Here is an 11,464-nt window from a genome sequence, read left to right as displayed (position 1 = left end):
ATATTCCGTCATGATCCGCCATGAAAAACGGTAAGCTCCGCACCTGCAAGAAGAATGTGGGGAATAGAACGAAAAAGAGAGAGAAATTTTATAGTATTCCATAAAAAAGAGACTTAAGCGACTTTGTGCCCTGTACGATATGCAAGTTTTGCAAGATTTTCTTGTGCAAAATCGATTTCGCGGCTATAATGGGAGTATTGTGCAAGCCGAATAACATTAAACGGAGGATTCCTGCATGAAATATCCGACTGTTACCATGAAAACCTCAAACGGCGTGATCAAAATAGAACTTTACCCCGACATTGCGCCGAATACGGTCAATAATTTTATCTCGCTGATTGAAAAAGGGTTTTATAACGGCACGCTGTTTCACCGCATCATTCCCAAATTTATGATTCAGGGCGGCGACCCGCTCGGCAACGGAACCGGCGGTCCCGGTTACAGCATTCGGGGCGAATTTACTTCAAACCGCTTTCAGAACGATCTGAAGCACACCCGGGGCGTGATTTCCATGGCGCGCACCGTGGACCCGAACAGCGCCGGTTCCCAGTTTTTCATCATGGTGGAGGATTCCCCGTATTTGGACGGTGAATACGCGTCCTTCGGCCGCGTTATTTCCGGTATGGAGGAGGTCGACCGCATTGTGAACGTACCTCGGGATTATGACGACAAGCCCCTTGAAGACGAGTTTATTGAATCCGTTGCGGTGGAAACCTTCGGAGAAACCTACGAACATCCGAAAACAGTTTAGAGGAAGAAAATATGCCCGTATTTAAAAAATTCATCCGATACTACCGACCGTACAAAGCTCTTTTTTATTTTGACATTTTCTGTGCGCTGCTTCTTTCCGCAATCGATATTTCGCTGCCTCAGCTTCTTCGCTATCTGACCAACGGAGTGTTCGAAGTAAACCCGCAAGGTATCTTGAAAATCCTTTTGCCGCTCGCCGGGATTCTTCTGGTCATGTGCCTCGCCCGCTTCGGCTGCCAGTACTTTATTACCTCCTGGGGTCATATCATGGGCGCCAGAATGGAAAGCAACATGCGGCAGGATCTGTTCGAACACTACCAGCGGCTTTCTTTCACCTATTACGACCGCAACAACACGGGCGACCTGATGAGCCGGCTTGTCTCCGATCTGTTCGATATTTCGGAGCTTGCGCACCACGGACCTGAAAATATCTTCATTTCCGTCGTTAAGCTGCTTGGCTCGTTCCTCCTGCTGCTGTTCATCAACGTGCCCATGACGCTGATTCTTGCCGCCGTTGCGTTCGTCATGGTTTTGTTCAGCATCAGCCAGAACAAGAAAATGCGCGCGATCTTTATGGACAACCGTAGAAAAATCAGCGGAGTTAACTCCAGCGTGCAGGACAGTCTGGCCGGAATCCGCGTGGTCAAATCCTTTGGAAACGAAGCGCTTGAGCAGGATAAATTCGAGCGCAGCAATCTGCAGTTTCTGGACTCAAAGGTCGGCAGCTATAAAATCATGGGCACTTTTCGCGCCGGAAACTCCTTTTTTGAGGGGCTTCTTTATCTGACCGTTCTGCTCAGCGGTGGTTTTTTTATCGCGAACGGGAGCCTTCGGGTATCGGACCTTGCGATTTACGCCTTGTATATTACGATCTTCATCAACCCCATCGACGTCCTGGTTGAATTTACAGAACAGTTTCAAAAAGGATATTCCGGGTTCAAACGCTTTCTGGAAGTGATTGAAACCGAACCGGATATTGTGGACAGCCCTGACGCGGTGGATTTGGAAGATGTGAAGGGAACGATTGAATACAAGGATGTTTCCTTCAGCTACAATGACACCGAGCAGGTTCTGAATCACATTGATTTGAAAATCAGCGCGGGACAGACCATCGCGCTGGTCGGTCCTTCCGGCGGCGGGAAAACGACTCTGTGTTCCCTTGTTCCGCGATTTTACGACGTAACCGGCGGCAGCGTTTCCATCGACGGAACCGACGTGAGAAAAATCCGTCTGAGCTCCCTGCGCGGCTCCATCGGCATCGTGCAGCAGGACGTTTACCTGTTTTCCGGCAGCATCCGTGAAAACATCGCCTACGGCAGACCCGACGCAACCGACGAGGAGATCATGGAAGCCGCGCGAAAAGCCAACATCCACGATTTTATTATGGATCTGGAAGACGGATACGATACATACGTCGGCGAGCGGGGCGCCCGTTTAAGCGGAGGACAGAAGCAGCGGATCTCCATTGCGCGCGTTTTCTTAAAGAATCCCAAAATTCTGATTCTGGACGAGGCGACCAGCGCGCTCGACAATGAAAGCGAACGACGGATTCAGGCTTCGCTCGATCTGCTCAGCCGGGGCCGTACGACCATCGTCATCGCCCACCGCCTTTCAACCATCCGCAACGCGGATGAAATTATCGTCATCGGCGACGACGGAATTATCGAACGCGGCCCGCATGATGCTCTTTTGAATGCAGACGGAGTTTACGCCCGGTACTATAACCTTCAATTTGAAGGGCTGGATGAGAAATAGAAAAGCCGTTCGGTTTGCCCCCCTATGCGGGAGCGGACCGGACGGCTTTTCTTTACGGCCGGGGACCGTGGTCCGGGGCAACCGTGTCAAAGGAAAGATTGTCATTTCTTACTTAAAGGATTTTCACTTGAGGCGACCGAGGCTCAATAATAAACTCCTGTCCCTGAGCCTGATCGAATTCCGCGACCGACAAGCCGCTTCTCATGAGGTACCAGCGTCCGTCGGGAAAGCGGGCGGCGATCAGAAACACAAACCTGTTGTTTTCCTCGACCAGCGTACTGCGGTACAACCAGGCCTGCGATAGAATCACCGGATCGTCGCTCGGGTAGAACGGCACGCCCCTGGAAAAATGAATCCCGTCCGCGGAACGGGAAAGGAACAGCGCGAAAGAATACTTTGTCAGGTTTACCCCCGTCTGAAGCAGATAGTACTCCCCGTGATACTGAATAATGTCCTGATGCCACGGTGCGTAATTTTTACCCAGCGAAAGACTGCATACCTTCGGGCTGCTCCAAGCGCTGCCGTCTTTGCTCACCGCATGCAGCAGACGGTGCTTGTAATCCGTATACCAAAACTCGTATTCTCCGTTTGAATAATTGACGTCAAGGCTCAGAATGCCGCCTTTCGAACTCTGCATCAGCTCCGGCTGGGTCCAGTGAATTCCGTCAAAGCTGGTTTTGCGGTAATAATAATCGATGGAATAGTCCGGCCGGTTTGTCTCGCTGTTTCCTTTATTATAGCGATACCACAGCTCCATGACATTGTTGCGCATCACAATATGGGAGTCCGAATAGTGCCCGCCTCGTCCGACATCCGTCGGAATTCCGGAAACGGGATTTTCGCGGGCATCCGGCTCCTGCCAATGCACCATGTCGTCGGAAACAGCCAGGGAGGGGTTCTCGTAATCATCGTTTCCGTCCGGGTAAGGCGTGAACGACAGCCAGTATTTCCAGCCGTTCCACTTATTGGGAAAGTAAAGAAGCTTTGGGTGCGTCAGCTGCCCCGAGCCGTCATAGGTGGGAAGGGATACCAGATTGTATCCCGCCTGCAGCTCCGGGATGGCCGGTCGGCTGATTTTGGCTCCCCTGCGTTTTGACATCTGCAGCGTTACGGCAGTGTTTGCGGTTTTCGCGCGGGCCTGAGCCAAAGCGCATTCCGAGCTCAAAAGCAAAAAAACCAGCGCAACCAGCAAAAACATGAATTTTGTCAGTTTTTTCATCATATTCATCTCCACAGAATGAGAACGTTTTCCATTATACAAGTCATAAATGATAAATTTCATAGAAATTAGAAACATATTATGAAAATTGGTAAAATAAAGGGAAGCTGGCAAAAACTCAAAAAACCCAGTCAGCTAAAGCGCTCCTTAAACAGGATTGGGGGCTCTATGCCGGAAAAGTTTTAGCACTCTTTTCGTGAGAGTGCTAAAATTCACAAATATTCAAAAATTATTTCAAAGTTTATTCATAAAAAGCAGATATACTGAAACTGTCAAAAGGGGAACGGAACAGTTCCCGATATAATCATCAAATGGAAACGGAGGCTTTTAATATGTTTGATTTGATTCCTTTTGAACGCGGCACAGACGGACTGTTCGATGAATTCAGCCGTCTCGTGAACGGAGGTTTCTGGAACGGCACGGATTCCTTCCGGACATTCCGGACCGATATTCTCGATAAGGGCGACAGATATGTTCTAAGAGCAGATCTGCCCGGCTTTCAAAAACAGGAGATCAACATTAACGTGGAAGGCGATCGTTTGACCCTGAGCGCAGAACATAAAGAAGAATTCAATGAAAATAAAAAGAACTATATCCGAAAAGAAAGAAGGTACGGGGCTTTCAGCCGCAGCTTTGATCTCAGCGGAATCGACTCCGCAGGGATCTGCGCCCGTTACAGCAACGGGGTTTTGGAACTGGAGCTTCCGAAATCGGCGCAGGCAAAATCATCGCAGAAAAGGATTGAAGTTAACTAACCTGCTTATACTAAGCGCAGGAATTAAAAATATCGACAGGAGGTTTTTCTAATGTTTGATTTGGTTCCCTTTGATTCAAGGTCGGGCGGCGTGTTCGACTATTTTGACCGGATGCTGAACAACAGCTTTTTCAGCGGGTATGACGCGGAGTGCGCGCCCTGCCGCGCCGACATTCTCGACCAGGGTGACAAATTCGTTTTAAAGGCCGACATGCCCGGATTTCGCAAGGAAGACATTAAGGTCGACGTAAGCGGAGACATGCTGACCCTTTCAGCCGAGCGGAAAGAGGAAACGAACGGCGAAAAAAAGAATTTTATCCGAAGAGAAAGAAAATACGGCACCTTAAGCCGCAGCTTTGACATTCAGGGGATCGACGCCGAAAAAATCAGCGCAGCTTATCAGGACGGCGTTCTGACGCTCGATCTGCCCAAAATTGTCGAAACCAAACCCTCTTCCCGTAAAATCGAGATTCAATAATACTGTTTGTAATGAAAGTGCTTCCCCTCGAGGAGCTTTTCATAGAAAACGATTAATTAAAGGAGGTTTTCAGTATGTTTGATCTGGTTCCATTTGAAAACAGCGCCGGCAGTATTTTCGATACCTTTGACCGGATGCTCAACAGCAGTTTTTTCGGCGGAGTCGGGATGGACACCGTGCCCTTCCGGACCGATATTGTGGATGAAGGCGACAGGTATGTGCTGAAGGCCGACTTGCCGGGATTCAGCAAGGAGGACATCAACATTTCCGTGGACGGCGGCAGACTGCAGTTAAGCGCCGAACATAAGGAAGAATCCGGCGGCGACCAGAAGAATTATGTTCGCCGCGAAAGAAGGTACAGCGCCTACAGCCGCAGCTTCGACCTTCAGGGGATCGACGCAGAAAAAATCAGTGCCAGCTATCGGGACGGCGTTTTGAGCCTTAATCTGCCGAAACTGATCGAGGCAAAACCGGAATCCCGTAAAATCGAAGTAAAATAATACGTTTTGTAAAAGAGCAGGAGGACGCGCATCGCTTCCCCTGCTCTTTCTATTTCTGCGGATTCGCGGATTCAAAGGGACAGAACAATTTCCGTTTTCGGATTTTTTGGCACGTTCAAAAATGGGATCCGGATTCTCACCTGTTCCGGAATTGATTCCGCCGGTGACAAGAAGACTTGCCTGACAGGAAGTCCGCGCGGCCCGAAAAGCGGATCGCCGAAAAAGACGGCGGTGGGACCATCCGCCCCGCCGATCACACCGATTGCGCCGCCGGCGGATGAGCACATTTGAGAACCTTCCTGACGCACTTCCAGTTTGTCGGTTTCCGGCAGCGGCGGATCGATCACATATCGCAGCAGCGGACAGTATCGATGCCTGGAACTCGTCATACTGTGAAAAACGAGATTGAGATCCGTCCCTTCCAGACTTTCTACGATCAGGCGGTGCGCATTCCCCGTCACGGGATGAACGAATTCAATTTCACGCCCCGCTGCCTCTTTTCCAACCGGAAGGGAAAAACAAACGCCTACCGGCAGAGCTTTGCACGTTTCATGCAGGCGGATCTTCAGAGTTTTCAGCATATAAAAAGCAGGAAACGGCACGCGGCACCGCGTCCACGCAAAACAGGCGTCCTTTAGAAACTCGTTTTCTTCAATCAGCGGCAGCAGTTCTCCTCCGTCGTGCGGGTCCCACGGAAAATAAGGTCTTCCCTGCCCGCGCCATCCGCTGCCGACTTTCCGCCCATTCACATAAAATTCCTTTAGCGGAAGTATTTCCGGCAGCGGAGAGGTTGCGCGGGCGAATTCAATGTCTTCCAAAGACATCCCTGCTTCTTTATCCCGGTACCGGTCATAAAAAGCGCGGGCCGCCGCGCGGTTCAGCACGGCAACCGCATCAAAAACGATTCCCTCCCGAAAACGGTAAACGCGGGGAATCCGGTACTGAAGCCCGTCATAAGAAAAGCTCCAGTCGACCGAAATCGGTTTTCCCGGTTTTTCTCCGTGCGGAGCGGGTTGTCCCGGGCAAAAATTCCAAAGGACTTCCATTCCCATCATCCTTTCCTGCGCAAAATCGGCGATTCCCGCGGTTCTCAAATTCATCGAACTTCTTCAGCGCGCACTCCGCAGGCAAAAAGCCGCACTATTCCGAAAGGAACAGCGGAACAAACTGAAACGTCGTGCAGTCAACCAGGCCGCGGTCCGTCAGGCGCAGCTCCGGCAGACAGGCCAGTGAAATCAGCGCCATCGTCATAAACGGGGAAACCATTGTACATCCAATCTTCTTCCACGCCTCGCCAAGGGAACCGACAATTCCGCTCATTTCCTCCACCGGCCTGTCATTCATCAGCCCCGCGATCGGCAGCGGAACCGTGCCGAGGACTTTTCCGTTCTGCACGGCGGTCATGCCTCCGCCGCAGGCGATCAGCGTATTCGCGGCAAGCGCCATGTCCTCGTCGTTTGTGCCGATCACCAGCAGATTATGCGCGTCGTGAGCGACGGTGGACGCCATTGCGCCACACTGAATTCCAAATCCCTTCACAAACCCGAATCCAGCCTTACCGGTTTCGTGGTGGCGCTCGAAAACCGCGGTTTTCAGAACATCCTGCAACGGGTCGGACTCCACCAGACCGTTTTTCACCGCCAGCTTCACATGGCGTTCATAGGAACCCACCCGCGCGGGAATCACTTCAATCACACGCGCCGTAACTTCATTCCCTTTTGCAGAAATTTGGAACGATTCCGGCGTAATCGCATCGCGGATATGCATGGACCGCGTCGCCCATTCCGGATAAGAATACGGTTTCAGCTGCTCCGTTAAACTCCCGTTCTCCGCGACGACTTTGCCGTCAATCAGCACTTTTGTAACATGCACCTTTTCCAGATCGTCAAGAAAAACAAGATCCGCGCATTTTCCGGGAGCGATGGATCCAAGATCCTGATCCATCTGAAAGCACTGCGCGCAGTTGATGGTTACCATCTGAATTGCCGTGACAACGTCGATCCCCTCTTCTACCGCACGGCGAACAATATGGTCCAGATGGCCGTTGTTCATCAAGGTATAGGGGTGGGTGTCGTCGGAAATCAGAACGGCGAACCGGGTGTCGACCTTATGCTGCGTGATGCTCTTCGCCACTTCGTGGAGGTCATGCCATGCGGAACCCTCCCGAAACATTGCGTACATGCCAAGGCGCATTTTCTCAAGCGCGTCCTCCATACGGGTTGATTCATGGCAGCAGCGGACACCGGAAGCAATATAAGCGTTCAGCCCTTTTCCGGTTTCCGGCATGGAATAATGGCCCGTAATGATTTTACCGGCTTTCAGGGTCTCGGCAATTTCCCCGTGCGTGTGGTCCGACGAAGAAAGAACGCCGGGAAAATTCATCAGCTCGCCGAGGCCGACCGTCTCGTCCCATTTCATCGTTTCCGCGATATCCGCCGGACCGATTGAAGCGCCGGTATCCTCAAAGCCGGGTACGGCCGGCACGCAGGAAGGCGTTGTCAGCATCGCTTTCAGGGGAGTGCGCTTTGCATCCTCCAGCATGCATTTGACGCCGTCCAGTCCAAGAACGTTGCAGATTTCATGCGGATCCATATAAATCCCGGTGGTTCCGTGCGGCACCACCGCGCGCGCGTATTCCCCCACTCCCATCATGGAGGACTCCACATGAATATGCCCGTCCAGAAAACCCGGAGCAATGTACTGGCCCTGCGCGTCTATGACAACGGTATTTTTTCCGACGCAATGCTTCGCGTCCCCGACCAGGGCGATTCTTCCGCACGAAATGGCAATGTCCGTATGAGGCAGTATCTCCCCCGTGCAGACGTTGATCAGCCGGGCATTTAAGATCACCGTCTGGGCGGGTTCGTTTCCCTGAGCTGCCGCGGCAAGGGTTTTACTGCTTTCCCACAGCGGCGAACTGCAAAAATGATTGATCATGTTGACCCTCCTGTAGAATTGATGCCTTGACCTGTTTCAAATAATGCCATTAGTGTAACATATCTTGTTGTAAAACAAAAGCCCTCTGAATCATGGCGCAGGGCTTCTGTCCCATATGGACTAAAGACACGGCTGTCACTGCCCAAAGCATAAAATGATCCACTCCGCATTCCAATTTCATGAAGCTGTTATATTAGGCTATTATAATACGATCAAACAAAAAAATCCAGCGCTCATCCGACCGGATACAAAGCAATGATGCTTGCCGTTCAGGCAAGCATCATTGCAAATAAACCATTTATCGAATGGGTCCGCAGCACCAGCACCAGCAGCGCCAACGACTGCACCAAACCCAGCCACAACGCCAACGCATTTGTATTCCCTCCTTTCATAGGAGAGTAATACATATTATGTCTTCCAGCTTTCTTCCGTCAATATGATACTTTATGATTATAAAAAAGCATTTTTGACAATTCCCGCAAAGAGAAACCCGCTCTCCCCCATCGCCGCAAAAGAAGTTTTGGGAAATTCAGAACCCCCGGCAAGCCGGAAGCCAGACCTTCAATTTTGGAAACAGCTACAATCCGGCGCATTCAAAAACGGCAAACGATTGTTTCCCCATAGCAAGACGACTGCTCTTCAAAGAACTGCTGCCGATCAGAAATCTCGGCTTTCCCTCCGCAGCTACAGGGGTTTCCGTTTCCCTGCAGGATGGATTTACCGCTATGACAAATTTTCCGCGCCGGAATACAAAGGGATATTCGTTCTCCTTCGCGTATACGACCTCGAAGTTCGGCGCCGCCTGCAAATCCGGATTGTCATGGCGCAGGGCCAGCACCCTGCGGACCGTATGCAGGAGGGAATCGCCGTCCTTTTCCTGCTCTTCCACCGTCGGCGCACAGTCCCTTTCGTCCACCGGCAGATACAGCTTTTCCGGATCGGCGGCGGAAAAGCCCCGGTTTTTCCCTCTGTTCCATTGCATGGGAGTGCGCGATCCCGTTCGCTGATAGCCGCCTTCAACGCTTGGAAGTTTAAAATACTGCATGCCGATTTCATCGCCGTAATAGAGGAACGGAACGCCCGGCATGGTCAAAAGAAACGAATACGCGATTTTGCACTCCAGCTCATCAAATCCCAGCGTCATGCGGGGCGTATCATGGTTGCAGGTGATCAGGCTGATATAGCCGCAGTTTTTAGACGCGTCGTACTGGGGCAGGTAATCGTTCAGGAACTTCATGATATTGCCTTTGCCCTGCTTGCTGAAAAAGCTGTGCTGGCTCCCGTCGGGTCCCGTCTCCCGGAACAGGGAATGGTATCCTTTGCCCGGATGGTCCAGCAGAAAATCCATGTGAAAGCCCGCCTGTACAATCGCCTGTTTCGGATCGGACCACTCGGATACCATCGCGGCTTCCGGATATTCCCGGTCCAGCATTTCGCGCACGCCCCGCCAGATTTCCGCGGTTGCAGTGCGATCGCCGTCGTTTTTGACCAGAGAGTCGGCCATGTCCACCCGGAAGCCGTCGCAGCCCGCGTCGAGCCAGAACCGCATGACATCCTTCATCGCCTCGCGCGTCGCGACGCAATCCGGATGCGTATAATGCTGCTGCCAAGGCGCGGTGATTTTGTTAAAGCCGTAATTCAAAGCCGGCTGGGATGAAAAAAAATTGAGCAGATAGCATCCGTCGCGTTCGGTAACGCCGCACATGCATCCGAAATCAGCCGGCCGGTTCCACACGGAATCCGTCCAGATGTAGCGGCCGCTGTATGGATTCTGTTGGGCTTTTTGGCTTTCCCGGAACCACGAGTGCCGGTCGGAGGTATGGCCCGGCACAAGATCGAGCAAAAGATGCATTCCCCTTTTATGCGCTTCAGAAAAACATCGCTTCAGGTCTTCGTTCGTACCGTAGCGCGGGGCAACCTTTTTGTAATCGCGAACATCGTACCCCGCGTCCATAAACGGAGAATCAAAGCAGGGATTCAGCCAGACGGCGTTGCAGCCGAGGGATTTGACGTAGTCCAGCTTTTCGGTAATACCGTCGATATCCCCGATCCCGTCGCCGTTGGTATCGTAAAAGCTTTGCGGATAAATTTCGTAAAATACAGCGTCATCGAGCCATTTCGGCATAAAAATCTCTCCCCGATTAGAAAATTTGATCTTGATACCAGTCTACTCCTTTACCGCTCCGACCACAATGCCGGTTACAAAATATTTTTGCAAAAAGGGATAAATGGCGATCAACGGTATGGTGGAAACCACAATCTTGGCCGCATTTAAGTTCTTGTTTGAAAGCTGAGTGACATTTTCCAGCGTGCTTGCACTGACGCCGGACTTTAAAAGGTCGGCAATATTGATGCTTAAAGACTGAATATATGTCATCAGCGGGTAGTTCTGCACTTTGGTAATATAAATCAGGCCGCTGAAAAAATCGTTCCAGCTGCCCACGATGCTGAACAGGGCAACCGTTGCCAAAACCGGCACCGAACAGGGAATATATACCCTCAGCAGAACCTGCATCGGGCTGGCGCCGTCTATCACCGCGGCTTCTTCCAGCGATTTGGGGACGCCGGCAAAAAAATTCATAACCAGTATGACATTGAAAATCGGCACCGCGCCCGGTAAAACCAGCGACCAGATGGTATTTAGCAGGCCTAACTGCTTTACCACCAGGTAGGTGGGGATCATGCCGCCGTTAAACAGCATGGCAAAAATCATAATTTTCATATAAAATCCGCGCGCATGGAACTCGTGCTTCGGCTTGGAAAGCGGATACGCCATGAGTACGACTAAAAACATATTCAGCACAAGCTGTAAGAAAACACGTTCCACCGAAATGAGAAACGAACGCCAGAATTGTGAGTCCTCCAACATTTTCTGATAAGGCGCAAGCGTAAAATCGACCGGGACAAGCCCTACCTGGTTGCCCGTAACAGCCGCGCTTCCGCTGAAGGAAATTGCTAAAATATTCAGCAGGGGCAGCAGGCAGCCAAAGCCCATCATCACGACAAGTATGTAGATGACCGCTTTCCCCATCTGCGCCCATGCATTTTGATGCTGCTGCATAAACATTTCC

10 protein-coding genes are annotated in these 11,464 nt (G+C 51.3%); 5 read left to right on the top strand and 5 right to left on the bottom strand.

From position 1 onward, the window contains the following. The first annotated feature begins 235 nt into the window (after positions 1 to 235). A complete protein-coding gene (locus HCR03_RS19080) occupies positions 236 to 751 on the top strand; it encodes a peptidylprolyl isomerase (RefSeq protein WP_187035923.1) in 516 nt (171 codons plus the stop codon). Between the two features lie 11 nt (positions 752 to 762). Beyond that, positions 763 to 2,505: an ABC transporter ATP-binding protein gene (locus HCR03_RS19075; RefSeq protein ID WP_066643600.1), complete on the top strand. Its 1,743-nt coding sequence runs from the start codon at positions 763 to 765 to the stop codon at positions 2,503 to 2,505. A 112-nt stretch (positions 2,506 to 2,617) separates the two neighbouring features. On the opposite strand, the gene HCR03_RS19070 is transcribed toward HCR03_RS19075, so the two are convergent. Further along, complete coding sequence (locus tag HCR03_RS19070; RefSeq protein WP_187035921.1) at positions 2,618 to 3,727, bottom strand: glycoside hydrolase family protein; 1,110 nt, start codon at positions 3,725 to 3,727, stop codon at positions 2,618 to 2,620. A 329-nt stretch (positions 3,728 to 4,056) separates the two neighbouring features. Between HCR03_RS19070 and HCR03_RS19065 the strand changes: the two genes are divergently transcribed. The 3 genes from HCR03_RS19065 to HCR03_RS19055 all read left to right on the top strand — a co-directional run bounded on the left by HCR03_RS19065 (position 4,057) and on the right by HCR03_RS19055 (position 5,456). Continuing rightward, complete coding sequence (locus tag HCR03_RS19065) at positions 4,057 to 4,479, top strand: Hsp20/alpha crystallin family protein (RefSeq protein ID WP_066643604.1); 423 nt, start codon at positions 4,057 to 4,059, stop codon at positions 4,477 to 4,479. Positions 4,480 to 4,530: 51 nt separating this feature from the next. Beyond that, positions 4,531 to 4,956: an Hsp20/alpha crystallin family protein gene (locus tag HCR03_RS19060; protein WP_187035919.1), complete on the top strand. Its 426-nt coding sequence runs from the start codon at positions 4,531 to 4,533 to the stop codon at positions 4,954 to 4,956. A gap of 74 nt (positions 4,957 to 5,030) precedes the next feature. Beyond that, a complete protein-coding gene (locus tag HCR03_RS19055; protein WP_187035917.1) occupies positions 5,031 to 5,456 on the top strand; it encodes an Hsp20/alpha crystallin family protein in 426 nt (141 codons plus the stop codon). Between the two features lie 71 nt (positions 5,457 to 5,527). On the opposite strand, the gene HCR03_RS19050 is transcribed toward HCR03_RS19055, so the two are convergent. The 4 genes from HCR03_RS19050 to HCR03_RS19035 all read right to left on the bottom strand — a co-directional run bounded on the left by HCR03_RS19050 (position 5,528) and on the right by HCR03_RS19035 (position 11,454). After that, on the bottom strand, positions 5,528 to 6,556 hold the full coding sequence (locus tag HCR03_RS19050) for a hypothetical protein (RefSeq protein WP_187035915.1): 1,029 nt from the start codon (positions 6,554 to 6,556) through the stop codon (positions 5,528 to 5,530). A gap of 40 nt (positions 6,557 to 6,596) precedes the next feature. After that, positions 6,597 to 8,393: an adenine deaminase gene (gene ade, locus HCR03_RS19045; RefSeq protein ID WP_187035913.1), complete on the bottom strand. Its 1,797-nt coding sequence runs from the start codon at positions 8,391 to 8,393 to the stop codon at positions 6,597 to 6,599. Positions 8,394 to 8,970: 577 nt separating this feature from the next. Continuing rightward, positions 8,971 to 10,518 carry an alpha-amylase family glycosyl hydrolase gene (locus tag HCR03_RS19040; protein ID WP_066643615.1) on the bottom strand — a complete coding sequence of 516 codons (1,548 nt, stop codon included), beginning with the start codon at positions 10,516 to 10,518 and terminating at the stop codon, positions 8,971 to 8,973. Positions 10,519 to 10,560: 42 nt separating this feature from the next. After that, entirely contained in the window at positions 10,561 to 11,454 is an 894-nt protein-coding gene (locus HCR03_RS19035; RefSeq protein ID WP_066643618.1) for a carbohydrate ABC transporter permease, read from the bottom strand. Between the last annotated feature and the right edge of the window lie 10 nt (positions 11,455 to 11,464).

This window comes from Caproicibacter fermentans (assembly GCF_014303955.1).
In the GTDB taxonomy this organism is placed as follows: Bacteria; Bacillota; Clostridia; order Oscillospirales; family Acutalibacteraceae; genus Caproicibacter; species Caproicibacter fermentans.
This window is presented reverse-complemented; position numbering and strand designations above follow the sequence as displayed.

Excerpts from the sequence above, each read along its gene's own strand:
- HCR03_RS19060 (WP_187035919.1), top strand. The coding sequence starts at position 4,531 with ATGTTTGATTTGGTTCCCTTTGATTCAAGGTCGGGCGGCGTGTTCGAC.
- HCR03_RS19050 (WP_187035915.1), bottom strand. The coding sequence starts at position 6,556 with ATGAATTTGAGAACCGCGGGAATCGCCGATTTTGCGCAGGAAAGGATG.
- ade (WP_187035913.1), bottom strand. The coding sequence starts at position 8,393 with ATGATCAATCATTTTTGCAGTTCGCCGCTGTGGGAAAGCAGTAAAACC.
- HCR03_RS19055 (WP_187035917.1), top strand. The coding sequence starts at position 5,031 with ATGTTTGATCTGGTTCCATTTGAAAACAGCGCCGGCAGTATTTTCGAT.
- HCR03_RS19035 (WP_066643618.1), bottom strand. The coding sequence starts at position 11,454 with ATGCAGCAGCATCAAAATGCATGGGCGCAGATGGGGAAAGCGGTCATC.
- HCR03_RS19080 (WP_187035923.1), top strand. The coding sequence starts at position 236 with ATGAAATATCCGACTGTTACCATGAAAACCTCAAACGGCGTGATCAAA.
- HCR03_RS19070 (WP_187035921.1), bottom strand. The coding sequence starts at position 3,727 with ATGATGAAAAAACTGACAAAATTCATGTTTTTGCTGGTTGCGCTGGTT.
- HCR03_RS19040 (WP_066643615.1), bottom strand. The coding sequence starts at position 10,518 with ATGCCGAAATGGCTCGATGACGCTGTATTTTACGAAATTTATCCGCAA.
- HCR03_RS19075 (WP_066643600.1), top strand. The coding sequence starts at position 763 with ATGCCCGTATTTAAAAAATTCATCCGATACTACCGACCGTACAAAGCT.
- HCR03_RS19065 (WP_066643604.1), top strand. The coding sequence starts at position 4,057 with ATGTTTGATTTGATTCCTTTTGAACGCGGCACAGACGGACTGTTCGAT.